The 21,821-nt window shown below is 65.6% G+C and carries 16 protein-coding genes; 4 read left to right on the top strand and 12 right to left on the bottom strand.

The annotated features are described in order from the left end of the window. The first annotated feature begins 90 nt into the window (after window positions 1-90). Window positions 91-471, top strand: a complete 381-nt coding sequence (locus V7060_RS06605; RefSeq protein WP_334178641.1) for a YkgJ family cysteine cluster protein — start codon at window positions 91-93, stop codon at window positions 469-471. A gap of 187 nt (window positions 472-658) precedes the next feature. Here V7060_RS06605 and V7060_RS06600 read toward each other — a convergent pair whose 3' ends face one another. From V7060_RS06600 to V7060_RS06580, 5 genes are all read right to left on the bottom strand, one after another. Continuing rightward, window positions 659-1,549 carry an alpha/beta fold hydrolase gene (locus tag V7060_RS06600; protein WP_334178452.1) on the bottom strand — a complete coding sequence of 297 codons (891 nt, stop codon included), beginning with the start codon at window positions 1,547-1,549 and terminating at the stop codon, window positions 659-661. Between the two features lie 23 nt (window positions 1,550-1,572). Further along, on the bottom strand, window positions 1,573-2,634 hold the full coding sequence (locus V7060_RS06595) for a DUF4325 domain-containing protein (protein ID WP_334178451.1): 1,062 nt from the start codon (window positions 2,632-2,634) through the stop codon (window positions 1,573-1,575). Window positions 2,635-2,714: 80 nt separating this feature from the next. Beyond that, window positions 2,715-3,731, bottom strand: a complete 1,017-nt coding sequence (locus V7060_RS06590; protein ID WP_334178450.1) for a 3-oxoacyl-ACP synthase III — start codon at window positions 3,729-3,731, stop codon at window positions 2,715-2,717. A 123-nt stretch (window positions 3,732-3,854) separates the two neighbouring features. Further along, window positions 3,855-4,172, bottom strand: coding sequence for a DUF4156 domain-containing protein (locus V7060_RS06585; protein ID WP_334178640.1), 318 nt, complete (start codon window positions 4,170-4,172; stop codon window positions 3,855-3,857). A 150-nt stretch (window positions 4,173-4,322) separates the two neighbouring features. Beyond that, entirely contained in the window at window positions 4,323-7,193 is a 2,871-nt protein-coding gene (locus V7060_RS06580) for a pitrilysin family protein (RefSeq protein WP_334178449.1), read from the bottom strand. Between the two features lie 139 nt (window positions 7,194-7,332). Here V7060_RS06580 and V7060_RS06575 point away from each other — a divergent pair, with 139 nt between their 5' ends. The 3 genes from V7060_RS06575 to trmL all read left to right on the top strand — a co-directional run bounded on the left by V7060_RS06575 (window position 7,333) and on the right by trmL (window position 9,406). After that, window positions 7,333-8,037, top strand: a complete 705-nt coding sequence (locus tag V7060_RS06575) for an SDR family oxidoreductase (RefSeq protein ID WP_334178448.1) — start codon at window positions 7,333-7,335, stop codon at window positions 8,035-8,037. Between the two features lie 398 nt (window positions 8,038-8,435). Beyond that, window positions 8,436-8,816 (top strand): hypothetical protein, encoded by a 381-nt coding sequence (locus V7060_RS06570; protein WP_334178447.1) that lies wholly within the window; start codon window positions 8,436-8,438, stop codon window positions 8,814-8,816. Window positions 8,817-8,926: 110 nt separating this feature from the next. Then, on the top strand, window positions 8,927-9,406 hold the full coding sequence (gene trmL / locus V7060_RS06565) for a tRNA (uridine(34)/cytosine(34)/5-carboxymethylaminomethyluridine(34)-2'-O)-methyltransferase TrmL (RefSeq protein ID WP_334178446.1): 480 nt from the start codon (window positions 8,927-8,929) through the stop codon (window positions 9,404-9,406). 177 nt (window positions 9,407-9,583) lie between these two features. Here trmL and V7060_RS06560 read toward each other — a convergent pair whose 3' ends face one another. From V7060_RS06560 to V7060_RS06530, 7 genes are all read right to left on the bottom strand, one after another. Next, complete coding sequence (locus tag V7060_RS06560) at window positions 9,584-10,849, bottom strand: FAD-dependent oxidoreductase (protein WP_334178445.1); 1,266 nt, start codon at window positions 10,847-10,849, stop codon at window positions 9,584-9,586. Beyond that, window positions 10,846-11,553, bottom strand: a complete 708-nt coding sequence (locus tag V7060_RS06555) for a M15 family metallopeptidase (protein WP_334178444.1) — start codon at window positions 11,551-11,553, stop codon at window positions 10,846-10,848. The genes V7060_RS06560 and V7060_RS06555 overlap by 4 nt, the downstream gene beginning before the upstream one ends. 1 nt (window position 11,554) lies before the next feature. Further along, the gene (locus V7060_RS06550) at window positions 11,555-13,099 is read right to left on the bottom strand and encodes a serine hydrolase (RefSeq protein WP_334178443.1); all 1,545 of its coding nucleotides are present in this window, start codon (window positions 13,097-13,099) and stop codon (window positions 11,555-11,557) included. Window positions 13,100-13,210: 111 nt separating this feature from the next. Further along, entirely contained in the window at window positions 13,211-16,093 is a 2,883-nt protein-coding gene (locus V7060_RS06545; protein ID WP_334178442.1) for a TonB-dependent receptor, read from the bottom strand. A gap of 327 nt (window positions 16,094-16,420) precedes the next feature. Continuing rightward, window positions 16,421-17,179 carry an N-acetylmuramoyl-L-alanine amidase gene (locus V7060_RS06540; protein ID WP_334178441.1) on the bottom strand — a complete coding sequence of 253 codons (759 nt, stop codon included), beginning with the start codon at window positions 17,177-17,179 and terminating at the stop codon, window positions 16,421-16,423. 140 nt (window positions 17,180-17,319) lie between these two features. Then, window positions 17,320-20,307, bottom strand: a complete 2,988-nt coding sequence (locus V7060_RS06535) for a TonB-dependent receptor (RefSeq protein WP_334178440.1) — start codon at window positions 20,305-20,307, stop codon at window positions 17,320-17,322. A 49-nt stretch (window positions 20,308-20,356) separates the two neighbouring features. After that, the gene (locus V7060_RS06530; RefSeq protein WP_334178639.1) at window positions 20,357-21,778 is read right to left on the bottom strand and encodes a transglutaminase domain-containing protein; all 1,422 of its coding nucleotides are present in this window, start codon (window positions 21,776-21,778) and stop codon (window positions 20,357-20,359) included. Window positions 21,779-21,821: the final 43 nt, after the last annotated feature.

Raw genomic sequence — 21,821 nt, 5'->3', positions numbered from 1 at the left:
GGCCATTGTCGCCGCTGGACGGTACTTGCGTCAGCCGCCGGCGTTGGCAGAATGCGCGTCCCGCCCGCGCCCCGACGCCAGCCCACGCCGATGCACCCCTGCCTGACCTGCGGCGCCTGCTGCGCCCACTTCCGCGTCAGCTTCCACTGGAGCGAGGCGGACCCCGACCAAGGCGGCGTGGTGCCGATCGGACTGACCGAGCCGCTGCGCGTGCACGAGCGCGTGATGCGCGGCACCTCGCGGAAAAGCCCGTGGTGCGTGGCGCTGGACGCCGACATCGGCCGCTACAGCCGTTGCACGATCCACGACCGGCGCCCGTCGGTATGCGCGCTGGTGCCGGCGTCGCTGGAGTTCGGCGAACGCAGCGTGCAATGCGACAAGGCACGGCTGGCGCATGGCCTGCCGTTGCTGGTGGAAGCGGACTGGGTGGGCGTGATGGAAGCGGAGAAAAATCCGTTGCCGGAGACTTAGTCCTTCTCCCCTCGTGGGAGAAGAGCCTGCCCCGTACTCGATACGGGGTGGCGCGCAGCGTCGGATGAAGGGAGGCGAGCGCAGCGAGCCACTCGGACACCCATCAAACAACGCAACAACAAGAGCGCCCCTCATCCGCCTTCGGCACCTTCTCCCCGCGAAGGCCTCGCCCCGTGGGGACAAGGATTCAATCGAGCGGATGGCGATCCAGGAAGTCCCGGATCAGCGGCACCAGGATCTCGTGCTTGTCTTCCAGCACGTAGTGGCCGGCGTCTTCGTACGCATGCACTTCGGCATTCGGCAGCGCAGCGCGGAAGCCGTCGAGGAAGTGCTTGTCGAACACGAAGTCCTTCAGGCCCCAACCTAGGAACACCGGGCGATCCGCGAACGACGGCAGCGCCTTGCCTGCCGCCTCGAGCAGCGACCACGCCTTGTCCTGCGGGCCCAGCGGGATGTCCTGCATGAAGCGGATGGTGGCGATGCGGTTCGCCCAGGTGTCGTACGGGGACACGTACGCGCGGCGCACGTCGGCCGGCATGCGCCGCTCCACGCCGATCCACGAGGCGCCGGCGGAGAACGCGTTGAAGCCGCGGATGACCCACTCGCCGATGGTCCAGTCGCGGCCCAGCCCGATCTGCCACGGCATCGCCTTCGCAGCTGGTATCGGGAACGCCGCGGTGTTGGTGACCACCAGCCGCTTCACCTGCGCCGCGTGCGAGAGCGCCCAGCCGAAGCCGATCATGCCGCCCCAGTCGTGCACGGCCAGCGTCACCGGGCCGGTGACGCCGAGGTGCTTGAGCAGCGCGGCGACGTCGTCCACGCGCGACTGCAGGGTGTACTCGTAGCGGCTGTCGTCCGGTTTGTCCGACAGACCCATGCCGATATGGTCGGGCACAATGCAGCGGTACTTGTCCGATAGCCCGGCCACCAGCGTGCGCCAGTAATAACTCCACGACGGATTGCCGTGCAGCATCATCACCACCTCGCCGTCACGCGGACCTTCGTCGAGGTAGTTCATCGACAGGCCCGGACGGACCTCGAAGCGCTTGGGATGGGGGGGATAGCCGGGAAGGTTCATCGTTAATCTCTTCGTTTGAGGCTTTACAGCAACGAAAGCTGATTGCCGCCCTCGTCGCGAAGGACCTCCGCACGACGAATCATCTGCTGGACATCTGCGACTGCATGGATCGCCACCAGTTCCACTTCGGGGTGCTCATTCGCAAACACGCGGAAGATTTCATCCGCAAAAGCCTGGCCGATGGTCGTGACGCCTTCGAAGTCCAGCATGACGCAACGGAATCGTTCGACCCGTCGCAGCAGCCGCTTGGCTTGCGATCGGGATATCAGGTTTTCGTCCCCTACCTTTGCCAGACGGACGGGCACGACCGTCTTCGCGAATGCGTATTCGTCCGGACCACTGGAGAATTCGGCGAAAACCTCTCGTGCAGTTCGTGGCGAGTCCATTGCGATCGTCATGCGCACCGCCGTACCCCCCACGTCGGCGGTTTCGTCGATGTCCAGAAGAATGTCATCCGGCTCATTAGCGTCATGGTCGAATACCAACTCCCCTGACTCGATCTCGAAATGATCGAACATGCGGGAAGTAAAAAAGACACCTTCACCGGAATGACGCCGGGGATCTGTCGTGAGCTTGCCCTTGGATAGCTCAAGTAGCGCGAGGCGCTCGTCCGGCAGCGCCAACGCCCTGGTGATCTTGCGGAAGATCCCGACACCGTCATCAATGACAGATAGACAGACTTGACCATTCTTCATGGCTACCACGACGTGTACGTCACTGCCTTCCGAATGATCTATCGCGTTGTTAACCATCTCCGTGATCGCGTGGTGGCATATGTCCAGTACGTTACCTGCCAGGCGGCGCAGCAGCGGCGACACATCACGCGACCAGACTTGGTCTTCCTGAAGGCCGTTCAGCGCATACCGGAACTCCACGTAGAAATTGCTACCTCGCCGATACGTGGGACGTGTCGTTCCCTCCTTGTCGAGGAAGCCCTGATCGGCCAATGCGCGCGCGCGCGAGGCCACCGCGGTGCGACTCAGCCCCAATGCTTCGGCGGCCACCCGCACCAGATCCTGCGGATGATCGTCGACCAGGCTCAGTAGAGCTTTCTCGATTTCTTGGGAGCGGTCTGGGCGTGCCATGGACCGATTGTAAAGTTAAGCGGCCTTATTTGAAAGTTAACCGCTCTAACTTAAAAGATATTCTCGCAATACAGAGAGATTTACCACTCCACCTCGGCCATCGTGCAGTTCAGGCCCGAGCCGATGCCGAGCAGGGCGATGCGGTCGCCTTTCTTCAGCTTGCCCAGTTCCTTCAGCTTGCTCAGCACGATCGGCACGCTGGCCGGGCCGATGTTGCCGTGCTCGGTGAAGATGGTCATGACCTTCTTCGGGTCGATGCCGAAGGACTTCACGAACGCCTGCGTGTGCGGGCGGCTGACCTGGTGGATGACGAACTGGTCCAGCTCGTCGACGGCCCAGCCCAGCGCGACCTTGGCGGCGGCGAACGTCTTGGTGGCCAGCTTCATGCCCTCGATCAGCAGCATGCGGGTATCGGTGACCATGCGGTCCAGGTTGCCGCGGCAGAGCTTGTTCCACTCGGTCGCCGAGCGGGTCACGCCGCCCTTGTAGCGCGGCGCTTCCGGGGCCAGCGCGCGGCGCGTCAGCACCATCGCCACGGCACCGCAGCCCAGGGTCAGGGCGGCGAGTTCGTCGCGGAACTGCTGCTCGGTGACATCGGGGGCGTTGAGGCGCTCGATGGTCTTTTCATAGACCAGGTTGGCGGTCTCCCCATCGACGACCAGGGCGTAGTCGATCTCGTCGCGCTCCAGCATGCGGGCGGCGATGTCCATGCCGTTGATGAAGGCGAGGCAGGCGTTGGCCACGTCGAAGGTCTGGCAGTGATCGCTTACGCCCAGGTTGCCGCAGACGATGCTGGCCGTGGACGGCTCCAGGTAGTCGCGGCTGACCGAGGTGTTGACGACCAGTCCGATCTTGTCGGCGCCGATGCCGGCGTCGAGCAGCGCCTTCCTGGCCGCCAGCGTGGCGGCGTCGGAGGCCTGCACGTCTGCGTCCCACAGGCGTCGGGCGTGCACGCCGGCGACGTCGTTCAACACATCCGTCTTGATGCCCAGGCGGTCGAGCGTGGGCTGCAGGCGCGCGTTGATTTCGTCGGACGTCAGCGTGTGCGGCGCATCGATATGCGCCAGTCCCGCGATGGAGACATTCTTGAAGAGCATCGAGGTTAGCGCCAAGGCTCAGGCGAGGGGGCCGACAAGGGTAACGACTTCGCGCCTTCACCGCATCTTTACGGATGCGCCGCGCCCCGCGAATCGATCCGAAAACTGTGACTCAGTTCACAATTAACGTCCGCAGCGGTAGGCCGCGAACCGCTGCTCGCCATTGGCCGGATCGCCCAGCGCCTGCAGCGTATTGGCCTGCAGGCCGGGAGCCTCGTTGCGGGCCAGGGTTTCCAGTTCGTCCCGGACACGCAGGGCGTTGCGCTCATAGAAGGCCACGCTGTCCTTGACCGACACCGAGACCTCGCCGCGCTTCTCGCAGCCCGACGGCATGGCGCCGGCAGCCACCACGCGGACGTCGCGGGCGGTCGGAGCCAGGTGGACCCAGGTGCAGGCGGACAGCAGCACGGCGGAAGCGGCGGCAAGCAGGACAACACGCATCGGGGTCACCTTGGAATGTGAGTCGGGGCCATTCTGGCCGATGCCGGATGAATCGAGGCGGGCCATGCGCCGCCCCTCGGCGGAGAGGCGGCGGCGTGTCGCGTCATCGCCCTGGCGCGTTGCGACGCGCTCAGGGCCGATGACAGCGGGTCACTTGGTGGGGCGCACCTTGCCGTCGGCGTCCAGCTCCACCGCTTCGCCCAGTTGCAGCGCGCGGACCGGTTCGCCGACCTTGGACAGGTCGCCCACCACCACCCATGTCAGTGAGGACGGGGACAGCGTGGCGGCCGCCTTGGCGACATCGGCGGCGCCAATGGCGTCGTTGCGGGCCTTGTACTGCACGATGTAGTCGTCCGGGCGGCCGTAGCGCTGGTTGGAGGCGATCTGGCTCAGCACGGCCGAGGCGGTTTCGTACGCGCCCGGCAGTTCCAGGGTGTTGGAGGCGCGGACCTTGGTGATCTCCTCCGGCGTGGCGGGTGCCTGGCCGGTGGCGAACTGGCTGATCTCCTTCTGCAGTTCCTTCATCGAATCGGCGGTGCGGTCGCTCTGCACGGCGGCGCTGGCCCACCAGGGACGCTGGCCCAGGGTGTTGCGCGCACCGCTGTAGGAACCGTAGGCCCAGTGCTTGTCCTCACGCAGGTTGGAGTTGAGGCGCGAGGTGAACTGCCCGCCCAGCACGCCGTTGGCGAAGTCGAAGTCGATCGTGCCGGCGTCGCCGGTGGGCGGCACCAGCTGCGCGGCATAGACGTTCGACTGGATGGCGCCGGGCTGGTCGATCAGGAACACGCGCGGCTTGGCGGCGTTGGCGACCTTGGGCACGGCCGCCAGCTTCGGCGCGTTCGGTGCGGCTTTCCAGTCGCCCAGGCGGGCTTCCAGCAGCGGCACGATCTCGGCCAGCGTGGTGTCGCCGACGATGGTGATACGGGCCTGGTCCGGCTGCAGCCAGTCGCGGTGGAAGGCGACCAGATCGTCGCGGGTCAGCGAGGCGATCGACGCTTCGGTGCCCGACCCGGTGAACGGGATCGCGTACGGATGGCCCGCGCCGTACAGCAGCGGCGGCAGGGTGCGCAGCGCGGCGGTCTGCGGACGCGCCTTCTCCTGCTTGATGCCCGCGATCCAGGTGGCGCGCACGCGCTCCACTTCCGCCGGAGCGAAGGTCGGACGGCGCAGCACGTCGGCCAGCAGGTCCAGCGAGGGCGCCAGCTTGTCGGTCAGCGCCGACAGCCCGACCGAGGCCGAGTCCAGACCGGCACCGGTGGTCAGTTCCGCACCCAGCGCTTCCTTGCGGGCGGCGAAATCGAGGGCGCCGTACTCGCCGGCGCCCTCGTCCATCATCTGCAGCGCGAAGCTGGCGGTGCCGAGCTTCTTGCCGACGTCGGCGGCATATCCGCCCGGGAACTCGACGTTGATCTGCACCACCGGGGTCTCGTGGCGCTCGGCCAGCGCGACCTGCATGCCGTTGGACAGCGTGGCGCGATGCACGGCGGGGAACTTCAGGTCGGGGAACGTGGTGGTCTTCGGCACGCCGGCACTGCGGTCGACCGTGCTGGCGATGGTCTTGAACTTCGGATCCACCTTCGGGGTGGCCGCCGGCGTGGTGGCCGGCGCCGCGAACACGGTCTCCGGCAATGCCGAAGCCGGGGTCTCGCTCGGCTGCACCAGGATGGTGTGCGATCCGCCGCTCAGCCACTTCTTCGCCGCCGCCTGCACCTCGGCCGGCGTGGCGCTGGCGTAGATGGCCAAGTCTTCCTTGTAGCAGTCGGGCTTGCTCTGGTAGACGGCGCAGGAAGCCAGCACGTCGGACTTGCCGCCGAAGCCGCCGATGCGCTCGATGCCGCGCACGAAGGCGGCCACGCCGGACACCCGCGCGCGCTCCAGTTCCTCGGCCGTCGGCCCCTGTGTGACCAGGCGCTTGAGTTCGTCATCCAGCGCGGCCTCGACCTTGGCCGGATCGACGCCTTCCTTGACGGTGGACATCAGGAAGAAGGTGCCGCTGATCTCGCTGCTCCACTGGTAAGCGCTGGCCTGGTCGGCGATCTTGTCGCCGTGCACCAGCCGCGTATCGAAGCGCGAGGCCGCGCTGCCGCCCAGCACCTGCGCGAACAGGTCGAGCAACACCGCATCCTTCGAGCCCATCTCGGCCACCGGCCAGGCGCGGTAGACGCGCACCTGCGGCACGCGGTCGGGGATGGTTTCGCGGGTGTCCTTGGCATGCACCGGGATGTTGGTCTTCATGTCCGCCAGCGTGGCGCTGGCCGGGATGTCGCCGAAGTAGCGGGTCACCTTTTCCTTGGCGGTGGCGAGGTCGATGTCGCCGGCCAGCACCAGCACCGCGTTGTTGGGGCCGTACCAGCTGCGGAACCAGGTCTTCACGTCGTCCAGCGTGGCGGCGTCGAGGTCGGCCATCGAACCGATGGTCTGCCAGCTGTACGGATGCCCGGCCGGATACAGCGCCTCGAACATGCGCGCGCTGATGCGGCGGCCGTAGGGCTGGTTCTCGCCCTGGCGCTTCTCGTTCTGCACCACGCCGCGCTGCTCGTCGAGCGCCTTCTGGTCGATCGCACCGAGCAGGTGGCCCATGCGGTCGGATTCCATCCACAGCGCCATGTCGAGCGCGGTGGTCGGCACGTTCTGGAAGTAGTTGGTGCGGTCCTGGTTGGTGGTGCCGTTCTGGTCGGTGGCGCCGACCAGTTCGAACGGGGTGAAGAACTCGCCGTCATGGTTCTCGCTGCCCTGGAACATCAGGTGTTCGAACAGGTGCGCAAAACCGGTGCGGCCCGGGGTCTCATTCTTGCTGCCCACGTGGTACCAGACGTTGACCGCCACGATCGGCGCCTTGCGGTCGGTATGCACGATGACCCGCAGCCCGTTCGGCAGGGTGAACTCCTCATACGGGATGACGATGTCCGCACCGGCGGCCGGCTTCGCATACGTCGGGGCCGGTGCGTACGCCACGCCGCCGAGGGCAGCGGACAGGGCAATGGCGAGCAGGGCGGCACGGGGCCGGCGGGAAAGGGACATCGGACACTCCTTAATACTGGATGGGCCTGCAGAACCCCCGATCCTAGCCGCCACCTGCGGTCATTACACTAGGCCACAAGCCATGACCAACGGCCTATGCGCCAACGGCTCGTGGTCTGCCGATCCTCCTGGAGGCGACATGGACCGCAAGCACTGCCTGGTGACCGGGGCCAATCGCGGCCTGGGACTGCAACTGGCCCTCCAGCTGCTGGCCCGCCAATGGCATGTGGTGGCGACCTGCCGCCACCCCGGCAAGGCGACGGCACTCAACCGGCTGGCCGGCGAGCACCCGGGCCGCCTGCACGTGCTGCCGCTGGACGTGGCCGATGCCCGCAGCCGCGATGCGTTGCTGCACGCACTGCCCCTGGTTGCCGATGAAGCACCGTTGCACCTGCTCATCAACAACGCCGGCGTGCTCCGTGGCGGCGAACGCTTCGGCCACGTCGCCGCCGAGGATCTGGACGCCAGCTTCCATACCCATGCCGCGGGTCCGTTCCTGCTGGCGCAGGCGCTCGCGCCGCAGCTGGCGGACGGCGCGGTGGTGGCGAACATCTCGTCCGAGATCGGTTCGATCGCGCTGCGGCAGGAGTTCCGCACGCCCAGCTACGCCATCGGCAAGGCCGCGCAGAACATGGCGACCTCCCTGCTGTCGCAGGCCTTGGCCCCACGCGGCATCAAGGTCGTCGCGCTGCATCCCGGCTGGGTGCGCACCGACATGGGCGGCGAGAACGCCGCGTTGTCGGTGGAGGAATCCGCCGCCGGACTGCTGCACGTGATCGACCACCTCACGCCCGGGGATAGTGGTCGCTTCCTCGACTGGCAGGGCGGGTCGCTGCCCTGGTGAAACTGAACGCTGGCTGCGCCCATCCGCCGTCCGCGCAACGCTTCCGGGTTGAACCGCATCCAAACACGTACGCGCTGGAATGACCGGACGTGGGGCGAAGCAGCGTGTTCGCCGTCACAACGAACATCACCGGCCGTCTTGATCCAGGCAGACGGACACCGGGACGGACGTTCGGCCCGGACAGCGGACACGCAGGAAGCAAGAAGAACCATTGATGGATCAACGATTTACGTTTGGCATGGTTTCTGCGTCACCAAGAACAAGAACGCGCAGCACCAGACGAACCTGACTGAAACCTGAACAATCCCACCAAAACGAAACGTTTTGCTTGATCGCTCCGTCTAGGTGTACTACATTACTACCACACCACCCAACAACATCACTACAGAGGCATGACAATGAACGCCAAGAACCTCCTCCCCCTGACCGCCGCCGTCGTGTTCGCCCTGTGCGCCGGCGCCATGGTCGTCTCCGCCACCCACGCCGACAACAATCACAACGGCGTCGCCCAGGCCGCTCGCATCGTCGACCTGCCGACCGTCACGGTGACCCCGGATGCCGCGGATCTGGCCCACTACCACACCTACAAGGACATCAAGATCGTCGACCTGGCCACGATCACCGTGACACCGGCGGCCGAGGACCTGGCCCAGTTTGTCGCCCAGCAGGCGGTCCGCATCGTCGACATGCCGGTGGTCACCGTGCGTCCGTCGGCCGAGGATGTGCAGCAGATCGCGGTACAGGCGGGCGTGCTGGCCGGCCAGCTGGCTTCGCGCTGAGTCGCAGGCGATACACGCTCCACCTGCGTCATCGTGCAAGCCGGCTGCGGCCGGAGTTCCACCGCAACACCCACCCGTGAGGCCATGCAGCGCCGCGTAGAATGCGCGCCATGACCGACACCCTGGACATCGACGTCCTGCTGTACCAGCCGGAAATTCCCCCGAATACCGGCAACGCCATCCGCCTCTGCGCGAACACCGGCGCGCGGCTGCACCTGATCGAACCGCTCGGGTTCGCATTGGAAGACAAGCAGCTCAAGCGCGCCGGCCTGGATTACCACGAATACGCCACGCTGCAGGTCCACGCCTCGCTCGATGCGGCCCTGCAGCGCATCCGTCCCGCCCGCCTGTTCGCCCTTAGCACGCGTGGCACGGTCCGCCACGACCAGCCCGCCTACCAGTCGGGCGATGCCTTCCTGTTCGGCCCCGAAACACGCGGCCTTCCGCAGGAGGTGCTGGACGGTGTGCCCGAAGACCAGCGCCTGCGCCTGCCGATGCGCCCGAACAACCGCAGCCTCAACCTGTCCAACACGGTCGCCGTGGTGGTGTTCGAGGCGTGGCGCCAGGCCGGATTCGTCGGCGGCGCGTAGTCTTCTGCTGTTCTGTAGGAGCGACGTGAGTCGCGACCGTACGCGTGGGCTGCCGATGCACCCACATCAGGCAAAAGCGCTCCGGCGAACCCCGGCATCAATCCCTTCGATCTGGATCCGTAGGTCTGACGATCCGAAGTCGCGATTCACGTCGCTCCTACAGACGCTGGAACCCGGTTAACCGAACCGCGCCAATGCGTACGGCGCCAGCGGAATCTCCGGCCGGTCGCCCGCCATCATCTGGTCGATCAATTTCCCCGTCACCGGCCCCTGCGTCAGCCCCAGATGCCCATGGCCCGTCGCCACGAAGATGCCCTCGCCCGGCACGCGGTCGATGATCGGCAGCGAGTCCGGTGTGCACGGGCGGTTGCCGGCCCACTCCGAGACCGGTTCGCCACGGATGCCCGGAAACAGCTTGCGCGCCTCCGGATCGAGCCGATGGATCAGCGCGTAGTGCGGATCGCGGTCGAGTGCGGTGAGTTCCTTGATGCTGGTCATGCGGATGCCCGCCTGCATCGGCGACACCACCATGTAGCGCTCGGCCCACAGCGTCGGGCGCTGCACCACGGCCTGCGTCTGCGGATACATCAGGTGGTAGCCGCGCGCCGGGATCACCGGGATCTTCAGGCCGAACGGCCGCAGTAGCGCATTGCTCCACGCACCGGCGGCCACGACCACGCGGCCGGCATGTACGGGACCGTGGTCGGTATCGACACGGTAGCCTTCGCCGTGACGCACGATGCCCGACGCGCTGGCGATCAGCGATGTCGCGCCTCGCGCACGGAGATCATCGAACAACCTCCGGCAGAAGTCGCCCGGATCGCGCATCGCCAGCGATTCGCGCTGGAACACGGCGCGCTGGAAGCCTGCACCGATGCCGGGTTCCAGCTCGCGCAACTGCACGGCGTCGAGTACGTCGAATGCCACGCCGCGTTCGCGCATCAGACCGCGCTCCCACTCACCCTTCGCGAACGTCGCGTCTTCGCTGTAGACATGCAGGTAGCCGGTGTGGGCGATCAGCTCGCTCGCACCGATCCGTTCGCCCAGGTCCAGCCACGCACCACGCGAGGCGGTATTGATCGCGCCCAGCGCATCGATGATCGGCAACACGTGCTGCAGCCGGCCCTGGTTGAGGAACTGCAGCAGCCAGCGCGCGTAGGACGGGCTGACGCCCCAGTCCAGCTTCAGCGGCGCCAGCGGGTTGGCGAGCATGCGCAGCGCCTTGGTGACGATGCCGGGCGTGGACTGCGGCATCACGTTGCCGACCGAAATGGACCCCGCATTGCCGAACGAGGTTTCGCCCGCCGGACCCTTGGCGTCGATCAGGAGGCAGGACAGCCCGCGATCCATCAGGTGGTGTGCGGTCGACAGGCCGACGATGCCGCTGCCGATCACTGCGACATCGGCCGTATGCAGCGAGGGGGAAGAAGGGGAAGGACTCATCGGATCGGGACGTCGTAGGCGGTACGGGGGGTAGGTTCGGGACGGAAGGTGAAGTGCCACCATTCCATTGCATAGTTCTGGAAGCCATGCCGTGCCATGGCCTGCACCAGTTGCGCACGATGGCGCCGCTGTTCGTCGGTGATCGACGGATGCGCCGTGTTGGCGCGCGGATCGAAGAAATCGAACGGCGTCCCCATGTCGAGTTCGACGCACGCTTCGCCGTCGCAGCGCACCAGCGTCAGGTCGAGCGTCGCGCCACGGCTGTGCCCGGAGGTTTCCGCGATGTAACCATCCAGCAGGCTCGCCTTCTCCAGGTTCGGGTAGTAGGCGGACTTGGTGCGCCGGTCGGCGGGGTCGTGCGCCCAGCGGACGAAGTGCTGCACCGCGCGCACCGGGCGATAGCAGTCGAACACCTTCAGCGACAGGCCTTCGCGCTGCACATCCTGCTGTACGCGCGCGAGCGCCTGCGCGACGGGCGCCAGCAGCAGGCACCTGGGCGCTTCGTAACCGGTGACGGGTGTTCCGACGAAGTTGTTGCCGCCGGCATAGCGGATCTCCTGCCGCAGGCCGGGAACGACCGCGGCCGCATCGACCAGATCCACCTCGGCCGCATCCTGCGCGGGCGAGACCTTCACGCCCGGCGAGGAGGCACAGGCACCCAGCCATGGCAACGCACAGGCCAGCAGCAGCCACGCGCCGCGCATGTCAGCGGCACGCCTGCGTGCGGTGGAAATCGAGATCGGCATAGTCGTAGCTGAAGTCGGCGTCCGGATCGACATGCGACAGTGTAAGTCCGGCGTCGCCACCTGCCGGCGCCATGGCGAAGTGCAGCCACGGTTCCGCGTCCACGCTGTCGTCGTCCCAGTCCACCAGCCAGCGTTCATCGACGCGCATGACCGTACCCGCCAGCATCGGCGAGCGCACGGCCACGAAGCGCACGCGATCGCCCTGCGGACACAGCGTCACATCGCCGAACCACGGATCGCGGTAGTGACCGGTCCATGCCGCCAGCGATCGCGCGCTGGCGGTCTTGCGATGCCGGGTATCCGGCTTGGGCCTGGCTGCGCGCTCACCGGCGCGCTCCTGGTCCAGCAGGTCTGCGTAGTACGCCACGGTGGGCGAGGACTGTGGCGCGGTGAAGTGCTTGGTCAGCACCTGGCCCAGCACCGTGCGCGCCGCTTCACCTTCGCCATTGATCAGGATGACGATGCCGGTGCGCTGGTCCGGCAACAGGATGACCGACGAATACATGCCGGCCAGCGTGCCGGTATGCGCGACTTTCCACGCCCCGTCCACGTCCGACAGCCGCCAGCCGTAACCGTAGGCGGAGAAATGGCTGTTGTCCCAGGTGCGCATGCGTGCGCCGACCGGCATCGGCATGTGCGGCGTCCACACCGCCTTGCGCTGCGCCGGCGACAGCCATGCGGGCGTCGCGTCCGGCGACAGCCACATGCGCATCCACGTCAGCATGTCGTCGAGGCTGCAGCGGATGCCGCCGGCCGCCATGGACGTGACGTTGGGGACGATCTCTTCGTCTTCGCGGATGACGCGGTTGCCTTGTGGCGTGCGCATGTGCGGCTGCGCCACGTTGCCGACATCGGCACGATTCCACTCGCCTACCTGGCAGCGCGACAGGCCCAGCGGCTGGAACAGCTGCCGCTTCACCAGTTCCTCGTACGATGCATCGCCCGCCGCTGCCGCGACCTCGCCGGCCACGACGTACAGCAGGTTGTCGTAGGCGTACGTGGCGCGGAAGCTGTGCGTCGGCTTGAGGTGCTGGAGGCCGGCGATGATGTCGTCGCGGGTGAACCGGTTGGGTTCCGGCCACAGCATCAGGTCTCCCGCGCCCAGGCCCAGGCCGCTGTTGTGGATCAGCAGGTCGCGCACCTGCATCTGCTGCGTAACCCACGGGTCGTGCATGCGGAACTGCGGCAGGTACTTCGTGACCGGGTCGTCCCACTTCAGCTTGCCGGCATCGACCAGGCGCGCGAGCACGCCGGCCGTCATCGCCTTGCTGTTGGAGGCGATCTTGAACAGCGTGTCGTTGTCGATCTTCTCGCCGCTGCCGCTTTCCAGTTCACCCAGCGTGCGCGTGTACACCACCTCGCCATCACGGATGATCCCGACCGCCATGCCGGGCAGTCGATACCGGTCGAACGCCTGCTGTACGGCCGCGTCGAACGTGGCGCTATCGGGGGCTGCATGCGCAGCAGACGACGACAACGCAAGCAGGACAAGAAGACGCTTCATGGCATGCCTCGGTGGGCTGCGTGGCGGCAGGCGCGGGCGCCTGCAAGCAGGAGGGCCGCCGCCGAATACCGGCGACGGCCCTGACCCCGGGCGATCCGCTGGCGGATCGGGTCAGTCGAACTTGTACTCGACCATCAGCGCGAACGAACGGCCGCGCGGATCGGCGACGCGAGGCTCCCATGCCGCACCGGACGCGAAGTCGTTCTGGTGCGCCGTGAACGGCGGATCCTCATTGAGCACATTGCGCATGACGAAGGTGAACTTGGCGTTCTCCAGCCCCGTCCAGCTGACGCTGTAGTTATAGGTGATGTATTCGTCGACATCCGGGTTCCAGTTCTCCGGAATGTAGCTGCCGTTGGCAACGCTGACCGGCAGTTCGTCCTTGTAGCCGTCGCGGTAGATCTGCGTCAGCGTGTGTGCCCAGTCGCCCTTGGCCCAGCTGAAACCAAGCGTGTGCTTCCACTTCAGCGGCAGGCTGTAGTAACGGACGTACTTGCCTACGAGGTTTTTGCCATAAGGCGACGTTTCCAGCGCCTTTTCCTGGAAGCTGTCGATGTAGCTGCCATTGAGGTTGACGCGCCAGGTGCCGCCGGCCAGCTCGCCGCGAAGGTTGGCATCGATCTCCACACCACTGATCAGCGTGCCGCCGGAATTGATGAAGCGGCGGTCGATCGCGATCACTTCGCCAGCCCCATTGCGGATCCAGTTGGCCGTGAACAGGTCATAGTTGGCGATCAACGTGGCCTGGTTGGGCGTGCGAATCGTGTTGGTGCGCTCGATCTCCCACCAGTCCAGACTGACGTTGAAGTTATCGGTCGGCGCAAACACCAGGCCGAAGCTCTTCTGTTCGGACTCTTCGGGCTTCAGATCCGCCTTGCCGCCGGTCAGGATGTCCGGCTGGATCGCCTCGCAACCGGGCACGGCCGGATTGGCGGCACCGCCAGGACACCTCGCCGGGTCAGCCAGGTCGAAGCCGGTATAGGGACTCTCGGTCACGCCGCTGAACAGCTTGGTGAACTCGGGCACCTTGAAGCCCGTGCTGTAGGCACCGCGGAACGCCAGCGCGTCGATCGGCTGCCACTTGAACGAGTACTTCGGATTGATGGTCGCGCCGAAGCCATCGTAATCATCGCGACGGACGGCAAGGCTGAGTTCCAGGCTGTCGACGATCGGCAGGAACGCCTCGGTGTAGACGGCCTTCACGTCACGCTGCACCTTGGGCATGTTGTTGGCCGCATCGAACGGCGCACCGAAGATGTATCTGTTGTCCAATATGATGCCGTCTTGTACCGAGCCGAACTCGAACTCTTCGCGGCGCAGGTCGATACCGACGGCCGCCATCACCTCACCGCCCCAGAGATTGAAACCAAGCCCACCGGAGAACGCGGCGTCCAGCGTGGTCACCGTGGACTCGCCGCCGTAGAGGCGGACGCCAGCGGCCGAAGCGGCCTGCAGGGCGGCCACGCCCTCGGGACGCTGCGACTGGCCCGGCATCAGGAACGGGTTCAACAAGCCGCTCCCCAGGACCGCCTTGAAGGCCGGAGTGAAGTAGTAGCCGCTGCCGAGCACCGACTCCGATTCACTGGAGGCACGAGAAATACCCACATCGTAGTCCCAGCTGCCGAGGCTGCCTTCAACGCCGGCCAGCAGGCGGTAGGCCTTGGTGGTCGTCTCGATCTGGCGCGGTCCACACACCTCGCAACGCCACCGGTACGCGATGCGATTGCCGTATACGAGATTCGCCGGGCCAAAATAACTGGCCAGCGCGTTGTAGACCATGTTGTAGGTGTCGCGCGTGTAGTCGTTCAGCGGATACCAGGTGCTCGGATCAAGGGTCGTGGCCGCGACGGTCGCGCTGGACGTGATCTGCTGCGCTTCGAACTGACGGTTGGATTCCGTCCGCGACCCCATGACTTCAGCGTAGATGCGATGGTTGTCGCTGATCTTGAAGGTGGCACGACCCAGCGCCTGGAGGCTCTCCTGCGGCTGCTGCATGACCTGCGCAGCCGGATAGTCCCATGCACAGGCGTAACGGGAATTCGCGACACCCCACAGCTGATAGGCGTACGGCCCCATCATGTCGCCGCCGGCCTCGCAGCCCGGCCCGCCGGGCAGGTTGAGGATGTTCACGAGGGCCTGGTTGGGACCGCCGGCAGGATTGACCAGCGTGCCAGTGATCATGCCGCCGGCAATGTTGGACACGGTGGCGAACGGCGTGCCCCGCGTATCCGGCGAAAGGCCACGGTCGAGCTGGAATGTATTGGAGAAATCACGGTCGGTACCCAGGAGAATCTCATTCTCCCGGTAGTTCAACGTACCCCACACGTTCCAGCGATCCGCATCCAGGTCGCCCGCACCACCCAGGATGCTGTAGGTGAAGACGTTGCCGCCCCCCTCCTGCGTCATGTCGAAGCCGGCATTGACGGTGATGCCCCGGTAGTCGCTGCGGGTGATGAAGTTGATGACGCCACCGATGGCATCGGTACCGTAGACCGCCGAGGCACCGTCGCGCAGGACTTCGACGCGGTCGATGGCAGCGAACGGAATGGAGTTGAGGTCCACCGCCTGGCCGCGCAGGCCGTGGGTGGCGACGCGGCGGCCGTTCAACAGCACCAGCGTTGCATCGGCGCCCTGGCCGCGCAGGTTGGCGCCCGATACGCCGTTGTTGCCGCGCAGGTCGGCAGGCGCGATGCCGGCGTTGGAGGCCAGGCTGTCCGAACCGTTACTGGCGATGTTGAGGAACTGCAGCAACTGCTCCGCCGACGTGATGCCCTGCGCCTCGATCTCCGCTTTCTGGATGATCGTGATCGGCAGTGCCGCTTCCACGTCCGTACGCTTGATGCGCGAACCGGTGACGGTCACGGTGTCCAGCGTGCGCGCACCACTGGCCGGTGACGCTTCCTCCTGCGCGAGCACGACGCCCGGGATGGCCAAGCCCAACAGGATGGCGGTGGCGAGATGGGTGGGCTTGAACGAACGACGGCGAGCGGGCATGCGGATCTCCTCTGGATGTCTGGACCGCGCAGTGCGCGCGATCGATGTGGTGGACTGCGATGCGCCCGACGCGCCGTTCCGGGAGTCCGACGCATTCGCCCCGGTCGGCGGCGTCGCTATCGATCTTCGATCCCGGCCCGGATGGCTCCCCATTCGCGCCTTGCAGCGCATCCCATCCCGGATGCGCACCACAGCTTGCAGATGAAACGGACGACACCGGCACCCCTGCCGGTAAAACCCCTGTGATGGCGGTGTAGCACGCAGCTTGACCGCAGTCAATAAATTATTCTTGCGCCGCAAAAAAATCGACTTGAATATTCCTGCCCATCACGGCGTCACGGCCGCTGGGCTTGTCAGCGCGTGAAGGATGCGCAGGTCCTCCGCATCTAGCTCGGTGCCTTCCATGCCACGGAAGCGATGGTGAAACGCCCGGACGGTATCGGCGCGATTGTCGACGGAGTAGCCGATCGCCTGAAGGGCCAGCCACGGATCGAAGCCGGGCGGCGGCTCGACCGCATCACCGGCCGGCCAGATGCCGAACCCGGCCTCGGCCAATCGCTTCCAGGGGAACAGGGGACCCGGATCGATCTTGCGCGTCGGGGCCAGGTCGGAATGGCCGATGATCTGCGACGGCGGAATGCGCAGGCGCTGCGTCAGGTCGCGCAGCAACACGATCAGGCTGTCCACCTGCGCATCGGGAAACGGACTCTTGCCGTTGTTGTCGATCTCGATGCCGATCGATGCGTTGTTGACGTCGGTGATCGCGCCCCAACGTCCGGCGCCGGCATGCCATGCGCGCTGCGAATCGCTGACCAGCTGGTAGACCTTGCCGTCCTTGCCGACGAGATAGTGGGAACTGACGCGCCCCCCGCTGTTGCGGCTGCGCAGCGTGTCCAGCGACTGCTCCACCGACTCCTGTTCGGTGTAATGCAACACGATGACGACCGGGCGCCGCTCATCGAAGTTCTTCGATGGCACCCAGGTGGCGAGTGGATTGCGGGGCGCAGTGTGCGCACAAGCGCCAAGGATGAGGATCAGCGATGCAAGGAGCATCGACCGGCAGGCGGAAGGAACGGACTTGGTCATGATGGATACCTCGGGGGAGCAGCCGCACGCAGGAATAGCACGGATGACTTCACGCAACGTCGATGGCGGGAGAAAAGAAAGGCCTGCCGCGAACGGCAGGCCACCGGAGAAAAAACGCGCCGACCGCATACGCCGCGCAATCAGAAATTCCAGGTCACCACGAGTTGCGTATAGCGCGGGGATTGCCAGACGGTACCCTGGCCGAAGTGCGGCATCGGTGTCCCGGGCGTACTTTCGTAGCGGGAATGGACATTGATGACGGTCTGCCGGTTGAGTAGGTTGTAGACCGAGAGGCGCGCCTTGAGATCGATGCCGTCCACAGGCAACGTCCACGTGACATTCGCACCCAGGTCGTAGACCCACGGCATGCGACCGAACGCGCCACGTTCGGAATAGACCAGCTGGCGCGTTGCCCAGGTGGAACAGTTGGCGACGCACAGCCAGCCAGAGCCACCTCCACTGAACTCGCCAGGCCCGCCCGCAGCGCGATTGTCGTTCGGCCACACCACGCCGTAAGCCGTGATCGGCCCGCCGGAGCGCGCGGAGAACGTACTGCCGAACGACCATTGCTCGTTGAACTTGTAGCTGCCCCTGAGCTTGATCTGATGTCGCGAATCGTTGAACAGCACGCCGTAGCGCTCATTGACGGCGGGATGATCGTAGTACTGGACCAGGTTGGTATCGGCATAACCGGTGTCCGAATTCACCGGCCCTTCGATGTTGCCCTCGGATTTGGACCACAAGTAGCTGGCATTGAAGGCCCATTTGTCGTCCCAGGCACGGTCCAGCTGGAACTCGACGGCCTTGTAGGTGCGCTTGGGCTTCTTGTAACCCATGATCGCGCCGCTGCCGGAGGCGATATAGCCGTCTCTCGACGAGTCGAATGTCACCCAGTCATCCGTCGTGGGGCACCACAACGTCGTGGTTTCACCCGGGTTGATGATCGGCCAGTCGCCGGAGTACCACGGGCATCCTTCGACATGATTGATGCGCGCATCCTCCACCGCGCGCGTCATGCGACGGTACGTCGCGTTGACGCCATACGACCAGGCGGGGTTGATCGCCTGCTGGAAACCGAGGATGAACTCGTCCTGGAAGACCATCTTCAGGTCTTTCGCGACCGCCGTACGGAAGTCCTCGGGAGCCGGCACATTGTTCGACGTGTTCACCGGGCCGATTTGCTGCCCCAGGATGGGAAGCAGGTAGGTTCCAGCCACCGGGTGCTCCAGTTGACGCCAGCCATCGAGCACGTAGTACGTATGCTCATCGGTGCTGCCAGCGAAGTAGTCGGCAAGCTTGTTGGTCAACGGCAAGTAATAGCGTCCCGCATTGCCGAAGAGCTTGGTCGAGCCGTCGCCCTTCATGTCCCAGCTGAAACCGACGCGTGGCGCGATCATGTCGGAGAAGTCCGCCTTTGCGAACGTCACGCCGGAGGCGTACTTGTTGTGGAACTTGTCGGCGCGCACCCCCAGGTTGAGCAACAGGTTGGGCGTCACGCTCCAGTTGTCTTCGATGTAGACCGCTTGCGCCTCGGTCGTGACGGGCGTGCCGGTGATATAGCGCCGTGCGTCGACGATCGCGGTGGTACCCGCCGGGATGATGGTCCCGTTTAGCGAGGCCCCCCCATTGGCGGCCTGCACCTGATAGCTCACTCCATCGTTGGGGTAACGCACCGCGCTGTTGGAATCCATGATCTCCTGATCAAGGCCGAAGCGCAGCAGGTGGTTGCCGAGTGACCATTCAAAGTCCAGGCGCGCAGCTTCACGCTTGTCCTCGCGCTGGCCGATGCTGGTGTCGGTGGGATGGCAGCCCTCGGGCGTTCCCTCAAGCCCGAAGCGGGTCGTGTAGCTGCCCGATCGGGTGACAATGCTGCAGTCGGGATCCTGATTGCTGCTATTTGCCGCACTGCGTTTGTTGACGCCGTACATTGCCTTGGCAGTGAAATTGTCGGTGAAGTGGCCGGTGTAGGTCAGCGACCAGTTGTCACCCCCCGAACCGGACACACTGTCGCCCTTCAATCGATCCTTTGAACCAGTGGCCCAGGTGTACTTGTAGATGCCGGTCGTCGATTCACTCTTGTCGGAGAACGCCAGGAGTTCCAACAGATGGTCGTCGTTGATTCGCCAGTCGAGCTTTGCGCCCCAGAAATCGTTGTCGCTTTTCGTGAGGAAAGCGTCGTTGGTATCGAAATCCTGCGGGTTGCTGTCGCGCTTCTCGTACATGGCAAAGAAGAACAGCTTGTCCTGCACGATGGCACCCGACGCCCAGACATTCGCCTTATAGAACGAACTCTTGTCGCGACTGGTGCGATTGCGCTCATCCAAAGTTCCGTCGCGGTGGAAGTGATCTTCCTTCGAGGATTCCCAGGCTGACGGCTCCAGCGTGACTTCTGCGCCTGCGTGGAACTCATTGCTGCCCGAGCGCGTCACGGCGTTGATGACGCCACCCGTGCTACGGCCGAACTCGGCCGAATAGCCACCCGTCTTGACCTGGAACTCCTGGTAGAAGGCGAAAGGAACCGACGAAAAGCCCTGCCGACGGTAAGGGTCCGTAACGTTGAGACCGTTGATGTAGACGGCGTTCTCCGCGACAGAGGAGCCGCCGAACGAAAGCCCCCCGAACGTGGCGCCTGAATTGACCACGCCGGGAGCCAGGAGGGCGACGGCGCTGAGGCTCTGATCGACCGGCAGCTTGGCCAGTTCTTCCCGATTGATGTTGGTCGCCGACTCCGTCGAGCGCACGTCCACGCGATTGACGACGCGCGACCCCACTACCTGCACCGCGTTGAGGTTCACCACGCCACCGTCGGCGCCCAGGTTCACCGTGGTCGTGCCGCCCAGCGAGACATTGACCCCGACGGCGTCGCCGACGTTGGCGCCATCGCGCTTGACCTGCAGGCTGTAGTCGCCGATCGGCAGCTGGGTCAGTCGGTAGCTGCCATTGCCTTCCACGGTGACCGTGCGCGTCGCACCTGTCGCGGTATTGACGATGGTGATCTGGTCGCCCGCATTCGCACGCCCCGCGACCGCGCCGGTGGCGCTCTGCGCCATCGCCAGCGGTGCCATCGTGGCGATACACGCGCCCAGCGCGATCCCCAGTGCCGCCTTCTTGATAACCCTGCCTTTCATCCCTGCTCTCTCCTGCTAAAGAGGTTGGTTGAATCGTGTGGTGGTGGAATCAGCCGCGCCCATCCCGGGGCAGCACGGTCCATTCGAACTGGTAATCCCATTGGTCGAAGTACAGGTTGCCGCCCTTCCATTCGACTTCGCCGCGCTGCAAGTCCACGGTTTCGGACCGCACATGCTGTTTGGCGGGGATGAACTCGCGCGAATAGTCGTCGTTGAAGGCAACACGGTAGGCATCCAGTCCACCGAGATAGAACCAGCGCAGCGCCGGGTCGTCCGAGGCCAACTGGCCGGTGGTCACGTCCATCGGCACCCACCCGTACGGCGCCAGGTACAGCGCGCCCCAGTCGTGCATGGTGTCGTGGCCTTCGACGTCTTCGGAAAAGGCCCAGCCGGATTGCCAGCGCGCGGGAATGCCGTTCATGCGCAGCAGCGTGATCAGCAGCAGCGTCTGCTGGCCGCAGTCGGCATGGCCGGCGCGGAACGCGTAGTCGCTGAGGTTGCTGATCGTGGAATATTCGCGCGCGCCGGCCCAGGGGATGCGGTCCACGGCGGCGAACAGTTTCTGCGCGACGCGATAGGGATTCGTCTCGTCGCCCACGACCTGTTCGCTGAATCGGCGCAGGTCATCGCCGAAGACGACATGCGGTGCGCGCTCGACGAGATAGGAAGCGAGTTCGGGCGTCGCGGGGGGCGGCACCACGCGATCAGGATCGATCGCCACCCGGCGCGCATGCACGGTGACTTCGTACGTCACCGAGAACGTCGTCGGCGTGCCTGCCACTGCCGCCTGTTCGAGATACGCGGTGCGCTGCAGCGCGCGCTCCGGTGCCACCTGCGGACGCGCAGGTCGGCTGTCCACCAGCGCGATCGCTTCCTGCTGGCCTGCGATGGCGCGTGGGTACGGCAGCCATGCGCGCACGGTGTCGCCCGCCGGCACGGCGTCGGGCTTCACGCTGAGGGTGTGGGTGATGCGCACGCGGCGCGGCAGCACGCTGGTAGCACCGGTCGCCTTCGCCACCTGCGTCACGTCACGATGATGGCGGTGCAACGATTCGTAAGGCCCCTGCGCGAACGGCCGCACCGGCGGCATACGGCGCGCAGCGGCCTCGGGACTCAGGCGGAACAGATTGGACGCGGACCGGTTGAAGTAGCGCGGTTCGCCGTCGATATCCAGCCGCTCGATCAGGCCGGCGCTGTCCCAGCGCTGGAACTCCTCTTCGCCCAGATCGGGGATCTGCGCGCGGATGCGGTCGCGCACCGTGGTGGCATCGAGGGCGAAGTCGAGGCGGATGCGACGCATGCGCTCGCGCTGGAATTGCAGGGCCTGGAGATCGTCGGCATCCGCATGCCCGCCCACCAGCGCCGCCATGATGGCCGCTTCGGCCTGCTGGAAGCGGCCCTGGTCGATGTCCGCCACGATGCCGGCCAGCGGATCGCCGGCCTCGGCCAGACCCGGCACCGGGAGTACCATCGGCCACCCGCACAGGGACAGCCACGCGGCCAGACGGCGCCGG

The organism is Pseudoxanthomonas sp., from assembly GCF_036845285.1.
Lineage (GTDB): Bacteria > Pseudomonadota > Gammaproteobacteria > Xanthomonadales > Xanthomonadaceae > Pseudoxanthomonas_A.
Note: the sequence above shows the minus strand (reverse complement) of the source record. Positions and strands in the feature narration are given on the sequence as shown.

Excerpts from the sequence above, each read along its gene's own strand:
- V7060_RS06545 (WP_334178442.1), bottom strand. The coding sequence starts at position 16,093 with ATGCCCGCTCGCCGTCGTTCGTTCAAGCCCACCCATCTCGCCACCGCC.
- V7060_RS06570 (WP_334178447.1), top strand. The coding sequence starts at position 8,436 with ATGAACGCCAAGAACCTCCTCCCCCTGACCGCCGCCGTCGTGTTCGCC.
- V7060_RS06540 (WP_334178441.1), bottom strand. The coding sequence starts at position 17,179 with ATGACCAAGTCCGTTCCTTCCGCCTGCCGGTCGATGCTCCTTGCATCG.
- V7060_RS06605 (WP_334178641.1), top strand. The coding sequence starts at position 91 with ATGCACCCCTGCCTGACCTGCGGCGCCTGCTGCGCCCACTTCCGCGTC.
- V7060_RS06590 (WP_334178450.1), bottom strand. The coding sequence starts at position 3,731 with ATGCTCTTCAAGAATGTCTCCATCGCGGGACTGGCGCATATCGATGCG.
- V7060_RS06595 (WP_334178451.1), bottom strand. The coding sequence starts at position 2,634 with ATGGCACGCCCAGACCGCTCCCAAGAAATCGAGAAAGCTCTACTGAGC.
- V7060_RS06580 (WP_334178449.1), bottom strand. The coding sequence starts at position 7,193 with ATGTCCCTTTCCCGCCGGCCCCGTGCCGCCCTGCTCGCCATTGCCCTG.
- V7060_RS06530 (WP_334178639.1), bottom strand. The coding sequence starts at position 21,778 with ATGGTACTCCCGGTGCCGGGTCTGGCCGAGGCCGGCGATCCGCTGGCC.
- trmL (WP_334178446.1), top strand. The coding sequence starts at position 8,927 with ATGACCGACACCCTGGACATCGACGTCCTGCTGTACCAGCCGGAAATT.
- V7060_RS06555 (WP_334178444.1), bottom strand. The coding sequence starts at position 11,553 with ATGCGCGGCGCGTGGCTGCTGCTGGCCTGTGCGTTGCCATGGCTGGGT.
- V7060_RS06535 (WP_334178440.1), bottom strand. The coding sequence starts at position 20,307 with ATGAAAGGCAGGGTTATCAAGAAGGCGGCACTGGGGATCGCGCTGGGC.
- V7060_RS06560 (WP_334178445.1), bottom strand. The coding sequence starts at position 10,849 with ATGAGTCCTTCCCCTTCTTCCCCCTCGCTGCATACGGCCGATGTCGCA.
- V7060_RS06575 (WP_334178448.1), top strand. The coding sequence starts at position 7,333 with ATGGACCGCAAGCACTGCCTGGTGACCGGGGCCAATCGCGGCCTGGGA.
- V7060_RS06585 (WP_334178640.1), bottom strand. The coding sequence starts at position 4,172 with ATGCGTGTTGTCCTGCTTGCCGCCGCTTCCGCCGTGCTGCTGTCCGCC.
- V7060_RS06600 (WP_334178452.1), bottom strand. The coding sequence starts at position 1,549 with ATGAACCTTCCCGGCTATCCCCCCCATCCCAAGCGCTTCGAGGTCCGT.
- V7060_RS06550 (WP_334178443.1), bottom strand. The coding sequence starts at position 13,099 with ATGAAGCGTCTTCTTGTCCTGCTTGCGTTGTCGTCGTCTGCTGCGCAT.